The sequence below is a fragment of the Paenibacillus sp. Lou8.1 genome (assembly GCF_024213565.1).
Lineage (GTDB): Bacteria > Bacillota > Bacilli > Paenibacillales > Paenibacillaceae > Paenibacillus > Paenibacillus polymyxa_B.
In genome coordinates, this window is sequence record NZ_JANAVN010000025.1 from 1 (window position 1) to 21,075 (window position 21,075).

At 45.6% G+C, this 21,075-nt stretch carries 22 protein-coding genes and 1 rRNA gene; all 23 read left to right on the forward strand.

Annotation, left to right across the window (positions count from 1 at the left end):
• A 5S ribosomal RNA gene (rrf, locus tag NLX78_RS26945) occupies window positions 1–74 on the forward strand; the annotation flags it as partial.
• A 162-nt stretch (window positions 75–236) separates the two neighbouring features.
• The gene (locus NLX78_RS25470) at window positions 237–1,424 is read left to right on the forward strand and encodes a GNAT family N-acetyltransferase (RefSeq protein ID WP_254351856.1); all 1,188 of its coding nucleotides are present in this window, start codon (window positions 237–239) and stop codon (window positions 1,422–1,424) included.
• Window positions 1,425–1,962: 538 nt separating this feature from the next.
• Entirely contained in the window at window positions 1,963–2,427 is a 465-nt protein-coding gene (locus NLX78_RS25475) for a CtsR family transcriptional regulator (protein WP_254351857.1), read from the forward strand.
• A gap of 69 nt (window positions 2,428–2,496) precedes the next feature.
• Window positions 2,497–3,021, forward strand: a complete 525-nt coding sequence (gene mcsA / locus NLX78_RS25480; RefSeq protein WP_023990574.1) for a protein-arginine kinase activator protein McsA — start codon at window positions 2,497–2,499, stop codon at window positions 3,019–3,021.
• Window positions 3,022–3,049: 28 nt separating this feature from the next.
• Window positions 3,050–4,114 carry a protein-arginine kinase McsB gene (gene mcsB / locus NLX78_RS25485; RefSeq protein ID WP_254351858.1) on the forward strand — a complete coding sequence of 355 codons (1,065 nt, stop codon included), beginning with the start codon at window positions 3,050–3,052 and terminating at the stop codon, window positions 4,112–4,114.
• 44 nt (window positions 4,115–4,158) lie between these two features.
• Window positions 4,159–6,603, forward strand: coding sequence for an ATP-dependent protease ATP-binding subunit ClpC (gene clpC, locus NLX78_RS25490; protein ID WP_023990572.1), 2,445 nt, complete (start codon window positions 4,159–4,161; stop codon window positions 6,601–6,603).
• Window positions 6,604–6,843: 240 nt separating this feature from the next.
• A complete protein-coding gene (radA, locus tag NLX78_RS25495; RefSeq protein WP_013312184.1) occupies window positions 6,844–8,217 on the forward strand; it encodes a DNA repair protein RadA in 1,374 nt (457 codons plus the stop codon).
• A gap of 12 nt (window positions 8,218–8,229) precedes the next feature.
• Complete coding sequence (gene disA, locus NLX78_RS25500) at window positions 8,230–9,306, forward strand: DNA integrity scanning diadenylate cyclase DisA (RefSeq protein WP_013312183.1); 1,077 nt, start codon at window positions 8,230–8,232, stop codon at window positions 9,304–9,306.
• Window positions 9,307–9,360: 54 nt separating this feature from the next.
• Window positions 9,361–10,107, forward strand: a complete 747-nt coding sequence (gene pssA / locus NLX78_RS25505; protein ID WP_254351859.1) for a CDP-diacylglycerol--serine O-phosphatidyltransferase — start codon at window positions 9,361–9,363, stop codon at window positions 10,105–10,107.
• A gap of 193 nt (window positions 10,108–10,300) precedes the next feature.
• Complete coding sequence (locus tag NLX78_RS25510) at window positions 10,301–11,386, forward strand: PIN/TRAM domain-containing protein (protein ID WP_254330788.1); 1,086 nt, start codon at window positions 10,301–10,303, stop codon at window positions 11,384–11,386.
• A gap of 69 nt (window positions 11,387–11,455) precedes the next feature.
• On the forward strand, window positions 11,456–12,154 hold the full coding sequence (gene ispD / locus NLX78_RS25515; protein WP_061831389.1) for a 2-C-methyl-D-erythritol 4-phosphate cytidylyltransferase: 699 nt from the start codon (window positions 11,456–11,458) through the stop codon (window positions 12,152–12,154).
• Complete coding sequence (ispF, locus tag NLX78_RS25520; protein ID WP_254351860.1) at window positions 12,151–12,627, forward strand: 2-C-methyl-D-erythritol 2,4-cyclodiphosphate synthase; 477 nt, start codon at window positions 12,151–12,153, stop codon at window positions 12,625–12,627. The genes ispD and ispF overlap by 4 nt, the downstream gene beginning before the upstream one ends.
• A gap of 39 nt (window positions 12,628–12,666) precedes the next feature.
• Window positions 12,667–14,127 (forward strand): glutamate--tRNA ligase, encoded by a 1,461-nt coding sequence (gltX, locus tag NLX78_RS25525; protein WP_254351861.1) that lies wholly within the window; start codon window positions 12,667–12,669, stop codon window positions 14,125–14,127.
• A gap of 486 nt (window positions 14,128–14,613) precedes the next feature.
• Window positions 14,614–15,294, forward strand: coding sequence for a serine O-acetyltransferase (gene cysE / locus NLX78_RS25530; protein WP_069290484.1), 681 nt, complete (start codon window positions 14,614–14,616; stop codon window positions 15,292–15,294).
• Window positions 15,295–15,318: 24 nt separating this feature from the next.
• Window positions 15,319–16,722: a cysteine--tRNA ligase gene (gene cysS, locus NLX78_RS25535; protein WP_069290483.1), complete on the forward strand. Its 1,404-nt coding sequence runs from the start codon at window positions 15,319–15,321 to the stop codon at window positions 16,720–16,722.
• Window positions 16,719–17,177: a Mini-ribonuclease 3 gene (locus NLX78_RS25540; protein ID WP_250260331.1), complete on the forward strand. Its 459-nt coding sequence runs from the start codon at window positions 16,719–16,721 to the stop codon at window positions 17,175–17,177. Before cysS ends, NLX78_RS25540 begins: the two co-directional genes overlap by 4 nt.
• Window positions 17,178–17,232: 55 nt before the next feature.
• Complete coding sequence (rlmB, locus tag NLX78_RS25545; protein WP_013312173.1) at window positions 17,233–17,979, forward strand: 23S rRNA (guanosine(2251)-2'-O)-methyltransferase RlmB; 747 nt, start codon at window positions 17,233–17,235, stop codon at window positions 17,977–17,979.
• A gap of 4 nt (window positions 17,980–17,983) precedes the next feature.
• Complete coding sequence (locus NLX78_RS25550; protein WP_007432599.1) at window positions 17,984–18,505, forward strand: NYN domain-containing protein; 522 nt, start codon at window positions 17,984–17,986, stop codon at window positions 18,503–18,505.
• 162 nt (window positions 18,506–18,667) lie between these two features.
• Window positions 18,668–19,312, forward strand: a complete 645-nt coding sequence (gene sigH, locus NLX78_RS25555) for an RNA polymerase sporulation sigma factor SigH (protein WP_016324748.1) — start codon at window positions 18,668–18,670, stop codon at window positions 19,310–19,312.
• Window positions 19,313–19,646: 334 nt separating this feature from the next.
• Entirely contained in the window at window positions 19,647–19,796 is a 150-nt protein-coding gene (gene rpmG / locus NLX78_RS25560; protein WP_023990562.1) for a 50S ribosomal protein L33, read from the forward strand.
• A gap of 20 nt (window positions 19,797–19,816) precedes the next feature.
• Window positions 19,817–20,008, forward strand: a complete 192-nt coding sequence (secE, locus tag NLX78_RS25565; RefSeq protein ID WP_013312170.1) for a preprotein translocase subunit SecE — start codon at window positions 19,817–19,819, stop codon at window positions 20,006–20,008.
• Window positions 20,009–20,030: 22 nt separating this feature from the next.
• On the forward strand, window positions 20,031–20,564 hold the full coding sequence (gene nusG, locus NLX78_RS25570; RefSeq protein ID WP_007432596.1) for a transcription termination/antitermination protein NusG: 534 nt from the start codon (window positions 20,031–20,033) through the stop codon (window positions 20,562–20,564).
• Between the two features lie 73 nt (window positions 20,565–20,637).
• A complete protein-coding gene (gene rplK / locus NLX78_RS25575; protein WP_007432595.1) occupies window positions 20,638–21,063 on the forward strand; it encodes a 50S ribosomal protein L11 in 426 nt (141 codons plus the stop codon).
• Window positions 21,064–21,075: the final 12 nt, after the last annotated feature.

The following is a 21,075-nucleotide window of genomic DNA, read 5'->3' on the forward strand; positions in this document are numbered from 1 at the left end:
ACACGACCGTTAAGCCCTCCAGCGCCGATGGTACTTGGACCGCAGGGTCCTGGGAGAGTAGGACGTCGCCAAGCAAAAGTGAAAAGGATGATAATCTCAATGAGATTATCATCCTTTTTTATGCGTTTTTAGATGACCACCTGTTTCTAAGGTTGACAGAGAGAATGGGGTTTGCCACACTCTAAGTGTGTAATCTTTTTATGGATGTCCAAGTATACAAGCGAGGTGACGAAGTTATGGAGATTAGACAATTACAACGTAAGGAATTTGAAGCGGCTATTGAATTATCTCAATATGCTTTTCAGTTTACAATGTCCAGGGAGGATCTGGAGAAAGCTAGGAAGAAGTTCAAACCAGAGCAAACATGGGGAATATTCGACGGACATGACTTGAATGCTAAACTGACTTTGTTACCGCTACAGGTATACATAAACGGTCAGGTTTTTGATATGGGAGGCATTGCTGGTGTGGCAACATGGCCAGAAAAGCGTCGCGGAGGCATGGTTTCACGTTTGTTGACGCATGCGCTTGAAGAGATGAAGTCTGCGGGACAAAGCCTTTCTTTTCTGCATCCCTTCTCCTTTGCCTTCTATCGTAAATTTGGATGGGAAACGTATATTGAATACAAAAAGTACGTCATTCCCATTGAAAAATTCCCTGCAAAACTTAAAACAGAGGGTACAGTCAAACGCGATGTCAACGATATTTTAGAATTGGACCAAGTGTATCAAGCGTATGCATCTCGTTATAATGGCACGCTGGTACGAGATAAGGAATGGTGGCAAGAGCGGATTTTAAATGAGAATTATCGAACTGCGGTATATTACTCAGAAACAGGCGATCCTCAGGGATATGCACTGTACAAAATTGAAAATAAACAGTTGAATTGTGATGAGTTGGTTTATGAAAATGAGACGGCCCGTCGGGCTTTATGGACTTATTTTGCAAATCATGACTCCATGATAACCCATGGTAAATTTATTTACGTTCCAGCAGATGACAATCTGCCATTTTTACTTGATGATCCGCGAATTCAACAGGAGACCGTGCCTTATTTTATGGGCCGTATTGTGGATGCAGCTGCTTTTGTAGAAAGATACCCTTTTGAGCAGGTTGGAGAGGAAACACGTTTAACCTTAAATCTGACAGATCGGTATGCACCATGGAATGAAGGAGTATGGAGATTAACAATTACTACGGAAGGGAAAGGACATCTGGAGAGAGTGGGTACAAGCAATTCATCTGAAAACGCTATGGTAGCTGACTTGAAACTTGGGATTCAGTCATTGACGACTCTGATGCTTGGCTACCAGCAGGCTGATGATCTGTATAAGTGGGGACGTATTGAAGGGGACAGTGAATCTGTGTCTGCACTTAAACGTGTAATACCAGTAAAACAAACGTTCTTATTGGATTTTTTCTGATAAAGGCCCATTTAGGTCTTCTTATGCTTCGTTTTTCAGGGAATATAACTTGTGTGATTATTATAATTTTCAAAACTCTTTCTGTAATTGGGAAGAGTTTTTTTATGGTATTGTATAAAACATAATTAGATTGCGAAAAATGGTATTGACCCCTTGGCAAAAATGAATAATGTGCTATAATATGAGTATAGTCAAAGAAAGTCAAAGTCAATCAAACCTCGTGAGGTTCTGTAGAAGTATTTTGATGGATTGGCCGTATAAAGTAATTTTAATAGCAAAGAAGCAAACGAGGATCGAAATGATTTGCGTATAATTAGGAACTGCCTTTTATGAAAATAAGAGAAGTGTATGACTAATCGCAAATAAAGGCCACACTAGAGACAAAACGGTACAATTCCAATGAGTGTAGAATAGGCAACAGCCTGAATACAGCTTAGGTTCGTGACTTTACCGTTTGGTTAAGTTCAATATACGGCGGACTCTGTGGAGCGTGAAATGTACTTGAATACTTGCGTTTCCGTTAGTGGAGGATGATGAAATGCGCAATGTTTCCGATATTATTGAACAATATTTAAAGAGTATATTGCTGGAAAGTTCCCAAGGTTTAGTGGAGATTCAGCGCAATGATCTGGCTGACCGCTTTTCCTGCGTGCCGTCGCAAATTAATTATGTAATTAGCACCCGGTTTACGCTGGAAAAAGGCTATGTGGTGGAAAGTAAACGCGGTGGCGGGGGCTACATTCGTATTCAGCGAATTCAGCTGCCTGCACAGCATGCCATCCATACACATCTTCATCAGAGCATCGGGGAGGAAATAAGCCAATCGGCAGCAGAAGGACTGATTTATCAGTTAGAGGAGGCCCATTTTTTAAGCAAAAGGGAAGCTAATCTAATGAAGGCTGCCTTATCGAGGGATACATTATTACTGAAGCTTCCCTATCGTGATCAACTGCGAGCAAGATTGCTTAAGGCTATGCTGATCTCGTTGCTGGCGACCAAATAGTTTGTGAATAGAGACTAACGTTTGGATGTAGGGATTGGTATAAATCCTGACATTAAAGGAGGTGCTTTTATGCTGTGCCAAGAATGTAATATGCGGCCGGCAACTTTGCATTTCACCAAAATTGTGAATGGCGAAAAGACAGAGTTTCATATTTGTGAGACGTGTGCCAAGGAAAAAGGGGAGATGATCCCTGGAACACCTAACGGCTTTTCGATTCATAGCTTGTTGTCGGGGATGCTGGATTTTGACTCCAGTACAAAGAGCCAGTCTCCAGGCCACAGTGGTCCGCAAAACCTGCAATGCAAGGATTGTGGCATGACCTATGCACAGTTTAGTAAGCTGGGACGTTTCGGATGCCCGTCGTGCTATCAATACTTTGATAGTCGTCTGGACCCTCTGTTCAAGCGTGTGCATGGCAGTACGAATCATGTTGGTAAAGTTCCGGTTCGCACTGGAGGACGACTGAAGGTTAAACGGCAAATTGACGATTTGAAAAAAGAGATGCAACAGCATATTGTACAGGAAGAATTTGAATCAGCTGCTGAGCTTAGGGATCAAATCAGAGAGCTTGAAAAAGAAATGACTGAAGAGTAAAGTTTGTGAAGAGTAGGAGGGATGCGTAATGCCCAATATTCGGTTTACGGAGAAGCCGCTAAGTGACTGGATGCGTGGTGATGCTGCGGATTCGGAGATTGTCATTAGCAGCCGGGTGAGAATTGCGCGTAACTTGCAGCATCTGCCTTTTCCCATGCTTGCTACCAATCAGCAGTCGGAAGAAGCGCTTCAACGCTTAACGGATATCCTTCAGTATGATGATTTAGGTGGTTTTGGTACTTTTCATACGTTGAAAATATCCGATTTGGATGAGATCGACAAGCGGGTGCTGGTTGAGAAGCATTTGATTAGTCCTAATTTGGCGAACGAATCTCGTAACGGTGCTGTTTTAATTAGCGATGATGAATCGGTTAGTGTTATGATAAACGAAGAGGATCATCTGCGAATCCAGTGCTTATATCCGGGATGTCAGGTTAGGGAAGCTTGGGAACGCGCTATGATTATTGATGATGCATTTGAAGCGCATGCTGATTATGCATTTGATGATCGGAGAGGTTTTCTGACCAGTTGTCCGACGAATGTCGGCACAGGTATGAGAGCTTCGGTGATGATGCATTTGCCCGCATTAGTCATGACTCATCAAATCAATCGTATATTGTCTGCTGTTTCACAAGTAGGTCTTACGGTTCGCGGCATTTACGGTGAAGGTAGCGAAGCTGTCGGAAATTTGTTCCAGGTATCTAATCAGATTACACTAGGACAAACCGAAGCGGAAATTATAGAGAATCTACATGGCGTGGTGCTACAAATTATTGAGCACGAGCGTTCTGCCAGAGAACGGCTAATGAATGAATCTATGCTGCGAATTACAGATCGGGTGATGCGTTCATTCGGTATTTTGTCATATGCAGCAGTATTGGATTCCAAGGAGGCTGCACAGCGGCTGTCCGATGTGCGTCTTGGCGTAGATTTAGGAATTTTGGAGCGTCCTTCCACCGCAGCGATGAATGAGCTGAATGTGATGACACAACCCGGGTTCCTGCAAAAAAGCTTTGGGGATAAAATGAATACCGAAGAGCGCGATATGTACCGGGCGAAGCTGATCCGGCAAAAATTAGGCACAACCCTTTAATATATAGAATGATCTGAAATACACACTGTGGAGGTGCAGGATATATGATGTTTGGAAGATTTACGGAACGTGCACAGAAAGTGCTTGCTTTGGCTCAGGAAGAAGCTGTTCGATTGGGACACAACAACATTGGCACAGAGCACATTTTGCTAGGCCTCATTCGTGAAGGTGAAGGAATAGCAGCGAAAGCTTTAATCGGTTTAGGACTGGGACTGGAAAAAATCCAGGATGAAGTGGAAACGCTGATTGGACGCGGTCAAGAGCAACCGACGAACATTGCCTATACTCCACGCGCCAAAAAAGTCATCGAACTGTCTATGGATGAAGCCCGCAAACTGGGCCATACCTATGTAGGTACAGAACATATTTTGCTTGGTCTTATTCGTGAAGGCGAAGGCGTAGCAGCACGTGTACTGAATAACCTGGGCATTAGTCTGAACAAAGCGCGTCAGCAAGTGCTTCAATTACTCGGTAGCAGCGAGGCTGTTTCCAGCCATCACGGTGCTCCAGCTAATGTCAGCACGCCAACTCTGGACAGTCTGGCACGCGATCTGACGGCATCTGCGAAGGAAAACAACCTGGACCCTGTTATTGGGCGTAGCAAGGAAATTGAACGCGTAATTCAGGTGCTCAGCCGCCGTACAAAGAACAATCCGGTTCTGATTGGTGAGCCTGGGGTAGGTAAAACGGCGATTGCCGAAGGATTGGCCCAAAAAATCATAGCGAATGAGATTCCCGAAACGTTGCGCGACAAGCGCGTAATGACACTGGATATGGGTTCTGTGGTAGCAGGCACCAAGTATCGTGGTGAATTCGAGGATCGTTTGAAAAAAATTATGGACGAGATTCGTCAAGCGGGTAATATCGTGTTGTTCATTGATGAGCTGCATACGCTGATTGGTGCTGGTGGAGCGGAAGGCGCAATTGATGCGTCCAACATCCTGAAACCTGCTCTGGCACGTGGCGAGCTGCAATGCATCGGTGCGACCACGCTGGATGAATACCGCAAATATATTGAGAAAGATGCTGCTTTGGAGCGTCGTTTTCAACCAATTACAGTGGATCAACCTTCTCCAGAAGAGGCGATTCAAATCTTGTATGGTCTGCGTGACCGTTACGAAGCGCATCACCGTGTAAAGATCACTGATGAGGCTATTGAAGCAGCCGTAAAATTGTCAGATCGTTATATCACCGACCGCTTCCTGCCAGATAAGGCTATTGACCTTATTGATGAGGCGGGCTCCAAAGTAAGGCTGAATTCTTACACTGTACCGCCAAACCTGAAACAGCTGGAAAACCGTCTGGAAGATATTCGTAAGGAAAAGGATTCAGCGGTACAAAGTCAGGAGTTTGAAAAAGCGGCAGCGCTGCGTGATACAGAGCAAAAAATCCGTGAAGAGTTAGACGTAACGAAAAACCAATGGAAAGAACAACAGGGTCGTACAGATTCCGAAGTTACCCCAGAGGATATTGCTCAAGTCGTTGCAATCTGGACAGGTGTTCCAGTCAGCAAGCTGAAAGAGGAAGAAACACACCGCTTGTTGAATATGGAAGAGTTGCTGCATGAGCGGGTAATTGGACAGGATGAAGCAGTTAAGGCAGTAAGCCGGGCGATTCGCCGGGCACGTGCCGGACTGAAAGATCCGAAGCGTCCAATTGGTTCCTTTATTTTCCTCGGTCCAACTGGGGTTGGTAAAACAGAGCTGGCACGCGCCTTGGCTGAATCCATGTTTGGAGATGAAAATGCGGTTATCCGTATCGATATGTCCGAATATATGGAGAAACACTCCACGTCCCGTCTGGTAGGAGCGCCTCCAGGGTACGTTGGATATGAAGAAGGCGGCCAACTGACTGAGAAGGTACGTCGTAAGCCATACTCTGTTGTGTTGCTGGATGAAATTGAAAAAGCACACCCAGAAGTATTCAATATTCTTCTGCAAGTGCTGGAAGATGGGCGTCTGACAGATTCCAAAGGTCGTGTCGTTGATTTCCGTAATACACTCATCATCCTAACATCTAATGTTGGTGCACAGGCGATTAAACGTAACTCCACGCTTGGTTTTACAGCTGTAGTGGACGCTGGAGCGGATTACGATAATATGAAGGGCAAAGTGATGGATGAACTGAAGAAAAGCTTCCGTCCTGAGTTCTTGAACCGGATTGATGAAATTATCGTTTTCCATTCTCTCGAAGAAAAACATATTGCCGAAATTGTATCACTCATGTCTGAGGAGCTGCGTAAGCGCCTGAATGAGTATGAAGTGGACTTCGAGTTGACAGACAATGCTAAAAAATTCCTTGCCAAGGAAGGCTTTGATCCAGCGTATGGTGCGCGTCCATTGCGTCGTGCAATCCAGAAGCATATTGAAGATCGCCTGTCCGAGGAACTGTTGACTGGCAACATTACTAAAGGTGACTCACTCTTCATTGATGAGGAGAACGGTGCATTGACTGTAACCAAAAAGGATAATGTATCTGCCAAGTCCTAAAGCAGTTTACTAAATAAATAGTAGAAAAGGGTGTCTCGCAAGCTGGAAAGCTATTGCGAAGACACCCTTTTTGTGTATAAAACACGGTGAAAAGGTTGGGTAAATGCTTTGGGAAAGTTTGTGATATTGCTTTACGTCCGCCAAGCTTCAATGGTAAACTTTTATTGTTACAGCTCTTTCTGGGCTGTATGAACATAAATTTGACATCATCGTCGTCAATAAGGAGCCAGGGAACAAAGTATGGCTAAAGTGAAAACTAAATTTTCCTGTACGGAATGTGGTTATGAATCGCCCAAATGGTACGGAAAATGTCCTGGATGCCAGGCATGGAATTCCATGGTCGAAGAAACGGAAAGCGTTGTAAAAACTCAAGGAATGGGGTCTTCCCTTCTTACTCATAGCACAAAAGACAAGCCACTCCCTATTATAGAGGTGGAGAGTGGCAAAGAAACACGAATTTTGACGGGAATTGGCGAATTGAATCGAGTACTCGGTGGAGGTGTGGTGCCGGGTTCACTCGTTTTGGTGGGCGGTGATCCGGGAATCGGTAAATCTACGCTCATGCTGCAAACATCTAATGAACTGGCTTTAACTGGTTTAAAGGTGCTGTACGTGTCTGGTGAGGAATCTGTCCGTCAAACGAAACTACGTGCAGATCGGCTCGGTGCCTTGTCCCCCAGCCTATACGTATTATGTGAGACGAATTTGGAGACGATTGAAGAAGCGGTGGACAGCTTGAAGCCGGAGTTTTTGGTCATCGATTCGATACAGACTGTATATTTGCCTGAGGTGACGAGTGCACCAGGTAGTGTGGCTCAGGTGCGGGAGTGTACTTCACGCTTTATGCGAATTGCCAAGGGGCTAGGTATTGCTACGGTATTGGTAGGACATGTGACCAAGGAAGGGGCCATTGCAGGTCCGCGTTTGTTGGAACATATGGTTGATTGTGTGCTTTATTTTGAAGGAGAGCGTCACCATACGTATCGGCTTTTGCGTGCAGTTAAAAATCGTTTCGGTTCTACAAATGAAATTGGTATTTTTGAAATGGCTGAAAGCGGTTTGCGTGAGGTGTCGAATCCTTCTGAACTTTTCCTGTCTGAACGACCACTGGGTGTGGCAGGCTCTACTGTTGTAGCCAGTATGGAAGGAACCCGGCCTGTATTGGTTGAACTGCAAGCATTGATTGCAGCTACACATTTTCCCTCTCCACGCCGAATGGGCACAGGAGTCGACCATCATCGAATGGGATTAATCATAGCCGTGCTAGAAAAGCGGATGGGCATGTTTTTGCAAAACCAGGACGCTTATCTCAACGTAGCCGGAGGCGTGAAGTTGGATGAACCGGCGGTGGATTTGGCTATAGCTGTGAGTATTGCTTCCAGCTTTAGGGATGCTCCTACAAAGCCGTATGATGTGATTTTTGGCGAGGTGGGACTGACAGGTGAGGTGCGCGCGGTATCCCGAGCAGAACAGCGAGTACGAGAAGCGGAGAAACTAGGTTTCAAACGGGTGATCATGCCGGAGAAAAGCTTGAAGGGCTGGACACATCCGAAAGGGATACAAATTATAGGAGTAGGAACGGTGGCAGATGCACTGGCAGCCGCATTAGATTAGGGGGCATTGAGAATGAAAGAAGCGAGCCAACTGGATAAAATGAACGATTTGCTGCGGCTTGTGGCACCGGGAACTCCCTTTCGCGACGGGTTGGAAAACGTTTTGCGTGCCAAAACGGGTGCTCTTCTGGTCGTTGGCTATAGCCCAGAAGTTATGGAAGTCGTGGATGGCGGTTTCTCCATCAATTGTGATTTTTCACCGAACTATTTGTATGAGTTGGCTAAAATGGACGGCGCAATCATATTGAGCGAGGATTTAAAACGAATTTTATATGCCAATACACAACTGATTCCGGACTCCTCCATTTCTTCAATTGAAACAGGAATTCGGCACCGGACAGCAGAACGAGTTGCAAAGCAAACTGGCAAATTAGTTGTGTCTATTTCCCAGCGGCGTAATATTATTACCTTGTATCAGGGGACATTACGGTATGCGCTCAAGGAAATCGGAGTTATTTTAACGAAAGCCAATCAGGCTATTCAGACGTTAGAAAAATATAGATCCGTGTTGGGGCAAGCCTCTACCAATTTGACAGCATCTGAATTTGAAGAGTTGGTTACCATGCCGGAGGTCGTTAATGTCATCCAGCGGATCGAAATGGTGCTGCGCATCAAAATGGAAATCAAACGATTTATTAACGAGCTCGGAAATGAGGGCCGTCTGATTAGCATGCAGATGGAAGAACTTGTCAGCAATATTGAGGAAGAAGCTTGGTTGCTGTATAAGGATTATGCCAAAGACGATAGCGACGAGAAGATTCGTGAAATTATATTGGGACTCAAACGTTCTACGGACGATGAATTGTTGGATGTGAATCATATTGTACGTTTACTAGGCTACCCTTCTTCAGCTGCGACATCAGAGGAGTATATTGCTGCACGTGGCTATCGGGTACTGAACAAGATACCGCGTTTGCCAAATGTGATTATTCATAATCTGGTGGAGCGGTTTGGACGTTTTCCACATGTCATCACAGCAACGATAGAAGAACTGGATGAAGTGGATGGTATTGGAGAGGTTCGTGCGCGTACGATTAAAGAAGGTCTTAAACGTTTGCAGGAACAAGTTTTCATTGACAGGCAAATGTAAATGTAATACAGTGAAAGGATTATAATGGAACAATTCATACATTGAGGTGAAGAGATGATTACCAAATCAATTCCGAACATGTGTACCTTAGGTAACTTGTTTCTCGGAATGATCGCCATTTTATTGGCGGTAGACGGAAAATACAGTCTTGCCGCTATTATGGTTATTGTCGCCATGTTGTTGGACGGACTGGATGGTAGGATGGCCCGGGTCCTGAATGCCCAAAGCGAATTCGGTAAAGAACTGGACTCCTTATCAGATATGATATCTTTTGGTGTTGCTCCCGCAGTTATTATGTACATGGTTGCTTTTCATGATGCGAATTCGGCTCTCGCTTGGACGGTTACTGCCATTTTCCCGATGTGCGGAGCGTTGCGTTTGGCTCGATTTAACGTACGTCCTGGTGTTCCAGGTTATTTTACGGGGTTGCCAATTCCGGCAGCAGGTGGCGTATTAGCCACTTTGTCCTTATTCCATAACGATATTTCATTGTTATACATGTCGATTGCCATGTTGCTGGTTTCTTATTTGATGGTCAGCTCCATGAGATATCCGAATTTTAAAAAGGTCGGCCTTCCGAAAAAAGCGATCTGGGTTGCTCCATGGGTCGTAATTGCAGCGGTGGTGTTGGCTGTTAAATTCCCTGACCAGCTGTCGAAGCTGATTTTTGTGCCGCTGGTGCTGTATGCATTGTATGGTATGAAGCTGAACATTCGTAAGCTGTCACGCAGACGTGGACGTGATCGGGAGCGTTCCAGTCAGGAAGAACAGGACGATCAATATCGTCATTCACAGCACTAGTATCAAGCAAGAACAAGAATAAGCATTTATTTCCTTGAATCATTTTAGGGAGATAAATGCTTTTTTTTATGCATAAAAAGTGAAAATACAGGGTTAGTTATGTGGGAAATGGATCATACTGGTAAGAGAAATGCTATGTATCCAACAAGCAGCAGACTATATGCAAAGAAAATAAAGGAGGTATAGAGACTCAATGTGGAGAAAGGCTATTTTAACTTTTACAGGATTGTGCGGAGCATGGTTTGGCTATACGTTATACCAGCGGGTAGGAGGCATTGTATCGTGGATGCCACAATGGTTGAGTGATGGGTCTTTACCGGGAATGATTGTTTGGATGATGGCGGGAGCAGTGCTATTTATGGCTGGGTGTTCATTCGCAGGGGCATCCGTGGCAAATCGATTGCAGCAGGGCATTGAAGGCTTGGTACGAATTCCGATGAACGAGATGATGGCAGGTGTGATTGGTTTAGCGGTGGGATTGATGCTTTCCTTAGCAGTTTATCCGCTTTTTTCATGGTTGGGGGCCCCAGGTCAACTTATCCAGACCGCTGTTACCGTGATATGCGGATATGTAGGATTGATGGTTGGACTAGAAAAGCGGGACGAGCTGTCATCCTTTTGGAGTTCTGGTTTTTTTGGTCGGGGAACGGGTGTAGAAGAACGCAAGCTGGAGGAACATAAAATATTGGACACCAGCGTCATTATAGATGGACGTATTGCAGATATTTGCAAGACAGGTTTTATTGAAGGAACGATTGTGATTCCTGAATTTGTGCTGGAGGAGCTTCAGCATATTGCAGATTCATCAGATTTACTTAAGCGTAATCGTGGACGCCGGGGTCTGGATATTTTGAATAAAATCCAAAAAGAGCTGGATGTGAATGTGCTCATTTACGAAGGTGATTTTGAGGAAATTTCAGAGGTCGACAGTAAGCTGGTCAAGCTGGCAAAGGTGTTGCAGGGTAAAGTTGTAACTAATGATTTTAACCTGAATAAAGTATGCGAACTGCAAGGTGTATCGGTGCTAAATATTAACGATTTGGCGAATGCAGTGAAGCCTGTCGTATTGCCCGGCGAGGAAATTATGGTGCAGATTATTAAAGACGGCAAGGAGCATGGGCAGGGTGTAGCCTATCTGGATGATGGCACGATGATTGTTGTAGAAGGCGGACGTGACTATATTGGCTCTTTGATGGAGGTACTGGTCACGAGTGTACTTCAGACCTCTGCCGGTCGTATGATCTTTGCTAAACCAAAATTATTGGAAAAAGCTCAATAAACGCGGTATGATGAAGTAGATGTGTTATCATACGGATCGTCCAAAGCGATCAGGGCAGGAGTTATTTGAATGAACAATCGGGTAGGAGTTGTCATTGTGGCAGCAGGGCGCGGCTCCCGTATGGGGACGCAGGAGAGCAAGCAATTTCTGCTTTTGCGGGACAAGCCCATCTTCATACATACACTTGAAATATTCGCAGCTATGCCCGAAGTGGATGAAATGGTGATGGTGACTGGGACAGGAGATGTGGAACGCTGCCGAGATTGGATTCATCAATACAAAATCGGTAAAAATGTACGGGTGGTGGCTGGTGGCAATGAACGCCAGCATTCGGTTTATCGCGGTCTGCGCCACTTACAAGCGGATTGGGTGATGGTGCATGATGGTGTGCGTCCACTCATTCAACCTGAGCTTGTACGTTCATGCCTTGAGGCAGCCCAGCGTACTGGTGCTTCTGTAGCGGCAGTACCTGTAAAGGATACAGTCAAGCAAGTGAACGGGGATGGTATCATTACAGCAACGCCGGATCGCCGAAGTCTGTGGAGTATTCAAACGCCACAGACTTTTCGTCTTTCCGATCTGCTGCGAGCCTATGAGGAAGCGGAGCAGTCGGGATTCTTGGGAACAGATGATTCTATGCTGATAGAGCGGCTAGGAATTCCGGTTACTGTCGTTCAAGGCAGCTACAAGAACATCAAAATTACTACGCCTGAGGATTTGGATATGGCGGCGTTATGGGTAAAAACAGAGGGAGAGGATATCAAATGATCAGAGTGGGACAAGGATTTGACGTCCACCAGCTGGTGGAAGGAAGGCCATGCATCATCGGAGGTGTGAATATTCCGTATGAAAAAGGTTTGTTGGGCCATTCCGATGCAGACGTGCTGCTGCATGCCATTAGTGATGCTATCCTAGGCGCGCTTGGCTTGGGAGACATCGGGAAGCATTTTCCGGATAATGACCCAGAATTTAAGGATGCCGACAGTCTTAAGCTACTGGAGCATGTGTGGGGGCTAGCTAAAGAGCGAGGATATCGCTTGGGGAATATCGATTCTACGATTATCGCACAAAAGCCCAAAATGGCATCGTATATTCCGCAGATGAATGAAGTCATCGCACGGGTGCTGGAAGCAGAGGAGCTATCCCAGGTGAACGTCAAGGCGACCACGACAGAGCAACTCGGGTTTCCCGGACGGGGTGAAGGAATCGCGGCTCAATCGGTTGTCTGTCTTATCAAGTAAATGCTATCATCTTGAGTAATTCAATTTGGAGGAGATTATATGAGCACGGAAGTTCGTGTACGCTATGCACCAAGCCCTACAGGGCATCTGCACATTGGAAATGCCAGAACGGCATTATTTAATTATTTGTTTGCTCGCAATCAAGGTGGAAAATTTATTATTCGTATTGAAGACACAGATGTGAAGCGCAATATTGAGGGCGGAGAAGAAAGCCAACTTAAATATTTGAAATGGTTGGGTATGGACTGGGATGAGAGCGTAGACGTGGGAGGCGAGTTTGGACCTTATCGTCAGACGGAACGCTTGGACATATATAAAACGTACTGGCAGGATTTGCTGGATCGTGGTTTGGCTTATCGCTGTTACTGCACTGAAGAAGAGCTGGAGCGCGAGCGTGAAGAACAGACGGAACGTGGGGAGACACCACGCTATTCTGGAAAACATCGTGATCTAACAGAAGAACAGTGCCAGGCATTCGAAGCAGAGGGCCGTGTACCAAGTATTCGTTTTCGCGTACCGGAAGATCGTGAATATACGTTTGACGATATCGTTAAAGGTCAAATTACGTTTAATTCCAAGGAAAGCGGCGATTTTGTTATCGTCAAAAAGGATGGTATTCCGACATATAACTTCGCTGTAGCGGTTGACGATTATTTGATGAAAATATCGCATGTACTACGGGGCGAAGACCATGTTTCCAATACACCGCGGCAGTTGATGATCTTTGAAGCTCTCGGTTGGGAACCGCCACGCTTCGGTCATATGACGCTGATTGTAGGCGAGGATCACAAAAAGCTCAGTAAGCGTAACGAATCCATTATTCAGTTCATGGAGCAGTATGATAAGTTGGGCTATTTGCCAGAAGCTATATTCAACTTCATTGCACTACTGGGCTGGTCCCCGGAAGGCGAAGAAGAGATCTATGATCGGGAACAACTGATTTCGATTTTCGATCCTAATCGTTTGTCCAAAAGTCCAGCTGTGTTTGATACAAATAAGCTTGCTTACCTAAACAATCACTATATTAAAAAGGCTGATCCTGAGCGAATTTCCAGTATGGCGATTCCACATCTCCAGGCAGCGGGGCTGTTGCCAACTGAACTGTCTTCGGAACAACTGGATTGGGCTAAGGCCCTTGTTCGTTTATACCAGGAACAGATGACTTCTGCATCCGATATTGTAGCGTTGTCTGAGTTGTTTTTCCGTTCACATCTGGAGCTGGATGCTGAAGCAGCAGCTGTATTGGCCGAAGAGCAGGTTCCTGAGGTACTTAGAGCTTTTACGGGTAAAGTTGAAACGAGCGAGGAATTTACAGCTCCACAAATGGCTAAGCTGATCAAGGAAGTTCAAAAGGAAACGGGTTTTAAGGGAAAACAACTATTCATGCCGATTCGTGTGGCTCTTACAGGCCAAACGCATGGACGAGATCTGAATGAAACCATCTTTTTGCTCGGACGTGACAAGGTACTGGATCGTCTCAAGGCACAAATTAAAGGCTGATATTTCTTGTCAATTTGTTGTCTTTTCGCTATAATGACTCCATTGATACGGATTGATATTTACGTGTAAAGGCTGCGAACAGGAGAAGTACACTGCATATGGGCATCTGCCAGAGAGGACGGTCGAGGGGAAACTCCAGGCTGAGAGCCGTCCAGATGACCTGCGGAGGAAATGCGCCTGGGAGCCGTGCGCCCGAACTTTCATTAGCGTCAAATGCTGATGTGACAAGGGCGTGCCGAGTCGTTCCCGTTACAGGACGCCAAAGACGGACTGTCTGCTTTTTATGCAGCAGATATGTTCGAAGCAGAGTGGGACCACGTTCATGCGTCTCTGCAGCTTAGGCTGCGGAGACGCTTTTTCTTTTTTATCAGACTCAGACTCGTTATAGATTGAAAAATGTCGAAGAGTGCTGGTGGATGCGAAAATTGGCGGAACGTGAAGTGTTGTGATGATGCGGCAAGGATATGAAGGGAATAGGAGGGCGACATGTTCAGACATTTCAAATCCGACATTCAGACTGTTTTGGATAATGATCCGGCCGCCCGGAGTAAGCTGGAGGTCATTTTTACGTATTCCGGCGTTCATGCCCTTTGGGCACATCGAATCGCACATTGGTTTTATTTGCGAAACTGGTGTACTCTAGCCCGTGTTATATCCCAGGTATCAAGGTTTATGACAGGCATTGAAATTCATCCTGGCGCTCGTATCGGAGATCGGCTGTTCATTGATCATGGCATGGGAGTTGTCATCGGTGAAACCTGTGAGATTGGCGACGATGTCATATTGTATCAGGGGGTCACACTCGGCGGGACTGGGAAAGAGAAAGGGAAGCGCCATCCGACCATTGGGAATAATGTTGTTATCGGCTCCGGTGCAAAGATATTAGGTTCTTTCACGATTGGGGCACAATCCAACATTGGCTCTAACTCGGTTGTGCTCAAAGAAGTTCCACCAAACAGTACGGTGGTGGGCATCCCGGGGCGAGTTGTCAGACAGGATGGTAGGCGTCCAGACCGACTTAGTCATCAATTGCCTGATCCGGTTGTGGACTCTATGCGAGAACTTCAACGGGAAATAGAACGTTTGCGTGCAGAAATGTCTGATTTGAAGGATGGGGCATCTGCTCAGAAACATCAGGTGACCCAAGAGAATAAATTAGAAAAATGATTTTCATGAGGGAGGAACATAACAATGCCGCTTCAAATTTATAATACAATGACGAGGAGTCGGGAGCCTTTTGTGCCACTAGAGCCTGGAAAGGTTAAAATGTATGTATGCGGACCTACCGTGTATGATTACATTCATATTGGCAATGCACGACCTGTAATTGTATTTGACGTGGTGCGCAGCTACCTGGAGTACTTGGGCTATGATGTAAACTATGTGGTGAATTTTACGGATGTCGATGATAAATTAATCCGCAAAGCTCGGGAACTTGATATGGAGGTTTCGGCAGTTGCTGAGAAATTTATTGCTGCCTACCATGAAGATCTGGCAGGATTGAATGTTCCTGCTGCCAGTATGAACCCTCGTGTAACAGAGAGCATGGACCTGATTATTGATTTTATTAAGGAATTGGTAGACAAGGACTATGCCTATGAGAATGATGGCGATGTGTTCTATCGAACCAAAAAGTTCAAAGATTACGGACAACTGTCAGGTCAAAATCTGGAAGAACTTCAGTTCGGTATTCGCATCAATGTGGATGAGCGCAAGGAAAATGCTGAGGACTTTGTACTCTGGAAGGCAGCGAAACCGGGCGAAATTTATTGGTCGAGCCCTTGGGGAGATGGACGACCAGGCTGGCATATCGAATGCTCTGCTATGGCTCGCCATTATTTGGGGGATACACTGGATATTCATGGAGGCGGACAGGATCTGCAATTTCCGCATCATGAATGTGAATGCGCACAATCCGAAGTGATCACGGGTAAGCCATTATCTCGCTACTGGATGCATAACGGCTATATTCGCATAGATAATGAAAAAATGTCGAAATCACTCGGTAATGGTATTTTGGTTAAAGATTTGCGCGCTCATCACAAGCCGGAGGCTTTACGTTATTTTATGTTGTCGACGCATTATCGGAATCCGTTGAACTACAACCAAGAGACTATGAGTCAGGCGGAGAACAGTGTCGAGCGGATCGCCAATGCAGTTGCCAATGTGAAGCATCGTTTAGCTAATGCGCTGGAAGGTAATGGGGGAGTATCGACGGAACTGCAAACGAAGCTCGACGGAATTTTGCAGCAGTTTGGCGAAAAAATGAATGATGATTTCAATACACCTGATGCGATTACTGCTGTATTTGATTGGGTTAGCGAAGCAAACCATTTGTTGCAGCGAGATGTCGTACATCAGGCGGAACTACAAGCTGTATTGCATACCTTTCAATCGATGAATAACGTTCTTCGCATTTATTCGGAACCGAGTGAAGAGTTGCTGGATGACGAAATTGAGCAGTTAATTGCAGAACGTGTCGAAGCTCGTAAGACCAAAAACTGGGGTAGAGCTGACGAAATTCGCGATCTGTTGGCTGCAAAAGGCATTGTGCTTGAAGATACGGCGCAGGGTATGCGGTGGCGGCGAAAATGAGTGATAAGCCACTGAACTCAGGAGCATTGGCAGGTACGGGGAACTGGTTCCCGTACCCTGCGTCCAAGCCAGCTCGTTTGATGCCTCCCATTGCACTAGCTTATATTGGTGATGCAGTGTATGAGGTAGCTGTCCGGCAATATTTGTTGGCACAGCCCAACCTGCGTCCAAATCATCTGCACCGCCGAGCCACAGGGCTAGTCTCCGCCAAGGCGCAGAGTCGCATGTTGGGGCTATTGGAAAAGATACTGACGGAAGAAGAACGCGATATTGTCCGACAAGGAAGAAATGCTAAATCAGGAAGTTTGCCCAAAAATGCTGATGTGCTTGAGTATCGGCACGCCACTGCACTGGAAGGGTTGATTGGATCTCTTTATTGTGATGGACATTTGGACAGATTAAGAGAGTTGATTACGTACGGAATTGCACAGATGGAAAATACAGAAAAATCATAAATGGGAACGGACTGGATGGAACAAGTATCGGCCGTTTCCCGGGAGGAAGCTAGAGATGGAAGAAGAATGGATTGCCGGTAAGCATTCGGTAACGGAGGCATTGCGTTCAGGCAGAACGATAAATAAAATATGGATTGCGGATAATGCACAAAAACATTTGACGCTGCCGATTACAGCGGAGGCCAAAAAAGCAGGAATTATTGTCTTGCAGGTGGACAAGCGTAAGCTGGATCAAATGGTTCCGGGCATTCAGCATCAGGGAGTGGTCGCGCAAGCTGCGCCTTTTGCCTATGTTGAAGTGGAAGAATTGCTCGCCACTGCTCGTGATAAGGGAGAAGAGCCGTTTTTAATTTTGCTGGATGAGATTGAAGATCCTCATAATTTGGGCTCCATCCTTCGTACAGCGGACTGTACTGGAGCACATGGTGTTATTGTGCCGAAAAGGCGCTCTGCAGCTGTAACTGTAACAGTGTCCAAAACATCGGCAGGTGCTGTGGAGTACGTCCCGGTGGCGCGTGTAAACAATCTGGGACAAACCATTGATCGTCTTAAAGAAGAAGGTGTATGGGTAGTTGGCACGGATGTTACAGCGACAGACCCTGTCTTTGGGAATGGAGTATTCACGGGACCAGTAGCCATTGTCATTGGTAACGAAAATAAAGGAATGGGCCGTTTGATCCGTGAAAAATGCGATGTACTCGTCAAGCTGCCAATGGCGGGGCAAATTAATTCCCTTAATGCTTCTGTAGCTGCGGGTGTTGTCATGTACGAAGTATTGCGCGGACGACAGGCACGGGGCTAACGATATGGCTGACACGCGGGATGTTCTGCTTGTGGACGGTTACAACATGATTGGAGCCTGGCCCGAACTTTCCGCACTGGTACAATCTGGTATGCAGGAGGCGAGGGACAGACTTCTTGAACGACTGGCGGATCATCAGGCGTATTCCGGCAGAAGAGTCATCGTCGTATTTGATGCTTACAGGGTGCCAGGATTAGGTAAAACTTTTGCTCAGAGCAAAGTCCAGATTTATTTTACCAGAGAAAAAGAAACTGCTGATGAGTGCATCGAGCGATTGGTTCGGGAGCTGAGCAGTAAAAGAAGAAGTATTTACGTAGCGACAAGCGATCAGGTAGAGCAACATGTCGCATTTGGACAAGGTGCACTCAGGGTGTCGGCGCGGGAATTACTGATCGAGATTGAGGAATCCGAAAGGGAAGTGCAGAAGCGAATCCAGCAGGATAGTGCCAAATTGTCCCGTAACTCGCTAGATGCCAAACTGAGTCCGGAGCTTCGAAAGTTGTTTGAACGATGGAGAAGAGAATAAACCAATAATTGGGCGCTCCTCCATTTTGAAACCATTGACAATTTTGTTAGCGCTCTTCTTTTTTAGGTTGTTGTGGTTGACGGTATCAGGTTACATCGCGTATACTTGTCGTATATTTGAGAGAGTAACGGGTACCTTGCGTTGCAGCCGGAGGGATTGTTAGTGAGTGTGGACCTCAAGGATATCATGTTGTCAAAGTTTGATTACAAAAATGATGAAGACATTGTCGGAGCAGTCCATGAAGGTGATGGGGAAGCGCTGGAGTTTCTGATTAACAAATACCGGAACTTTGTGCGGGCCAAGGCCAGATCCTACTTCTTGATTGGTGCTGATCGCGAGGATATTATTCAGGAGGGCATGATTGGTCTCTACAAATCCATTCGTGATTTTAAGGGAGACAAGCTTGCTTCGTTCAAGGCTTTCGCCGAGTTGTGCATTACACGACAGATTATTACGGCAATTAAGACGGCTACACGACAAAAGCACATTCCTCTGAACTCTTACGTATCTTTGGACAAACCCATCTATGATGAAGAGTCAGACCGCACGTTGCTCGATGTGATTTGCGGAACACAAGTAAGTGACCCTGAAGAGCTGATAATCAATCAGGAAGAGTTTGTGGGCCTTGAGGACAAGATGTCCGAGATTCTGAGCGAGCTGGAACGCAAGGTACTTATGTTGTATCTGGACGGACGTTCGTATCAGGAGATTGCAGAGGATCTTGACCGCCATGTGAAATCCATTGATAACGCGCTGCAACGGGTCAAGCGTAAACTTGAAAAGTATCTGGAAGTAAGAGATAGTTGAAAGTAGAGGCTGACAGGGAAAAGGCTCGAGTCCGAGTCTTTTTTTATTCGTTATAGGTAGGCTATGCAGGTTTATAAGTGTTACAAATGATTTATACTAAAAAAGATGAGTAATAGATATCGCCTTGATTTTTGAAGCAGCTTTTCAGAGAACAGTTTTAAAGGATGCACAGATGTTAAAATGCACCACAGCCGGGACTGCGAATTGTATGCAAACATTCGTTGACATGGAAAACCCCGTGTGATAAAGTGTTTTAGGTAGGCCTAAATTCGCGGTTTTTTTTAGGATCAATTATGAGACTTCCGGTGTTGGATGTCTTCGGGAGGTGCACATCATGCGGGTAATTATTACTTTGGCTTGTACAACATGCAAACAAAGAAATTACACAACGACGAAAAACAAGCGTAATCACCCCGACCGCATGGAGATGAAGAAATTCTGTAAGTCCTGTAACGAACAGACTTCTCATCGGGAAACCAGATAGTTTTTGGAGGTGTAGTCGGCGTGAAACGCAGTTTCAAGTCTCTGTTTTCCTTTTTCTCTGAAAGCTGGGCTGAACTCAAGAAGGTTCGCTGGCCCAATCGTAAAGAACTGACCAACTATACGTTGATTGTCATAGGGACAATTGCGTTCGTCACGATTTATTTTTGGGTTCTCGATATCGGCATTTCCGCTGTGATCGAAGCGATTATCTAGGAAGGGTTCCAGGTGGCTTGATATGGAAAAAAGATGGTACGTCGTTCATACCTATTCAGGGTATGAGAACAAAGTCAAAGCCAATTTGGAAAAACGCGTTGAGTCCATGGGCATGGAAGACAAGATATTCCGTGTTCTTGTTCCTATGGAAGAAGAACTGGTAACCAAGGACGGTAAGAAAAAAACCGTTATGCGTAAAGTCTACCCTGGTTATGTCTTAGTCGAAATGGTCCAAACCGACGACTCTTGGTATGTTGTACGCAATACACCAGGTGTTACGGGATTTGTAGGGTCGACAGGCTCGGGTTCCAAACCGACGCCATTGCTTCCAGAAGAAGTTGAACAGATTCTGAAGCATATGGGCATGGTAGAGCCGAAACCGAAGATTGAATTCGATGTTAAGGAATCCGTGCGAATTAAAGTTGGTCCTTTTGCGAATTTTGTGGGCTCCGTGGAAGAAATTTTGGTTGAGAAGAGCAAGCTTAAGGTTCACGTCAACATGTTTGGGCGGGAAACCCCGCTTGAGTTGGATTATACTCAAGTGGAGAAAATATAGATTTTTCTTACAGGTTTCTTGTGGGAGGATCGATAGGTCCGTCTACCACTATTGAGTCAAGGAGGTGTCATCCATGGCAAAAAAGGTAATTAAAATGGTAAAACTGCAGATTCCTGCAGGGAAAGCTAATCCAGCGCCTCCAGTAGGTCCAGCTTTGGGTCAAGCAGGTGTCAACATCATGGCATTCTGTAAAGAGTTCAATGCTCGTACTGCTGATCAAGCAGGCCTGATTATTCCGGTTGAAATTTCGGTATTTGAGGATCGTTCTTTTACGTTCATCACCAAAACTCCACCGGCTGCTGTTCTGTTGAAAGTTGCTGCTAAAATCGAAAAAGGTTCCGGTGAACCGAATAAAACGAAAGTTGCAACTGTAAATCGCGCTGCTGTTCGTCAAATTGCAGAGCAAAAAATGCCTGACCTTAACGCAGCTTCCGTAGAATCGGCAATGCGTATGGTTGAAGGTACTGCTCGCAGCATGGGTATCACCATCGTAGATTAATTTTATTAATCT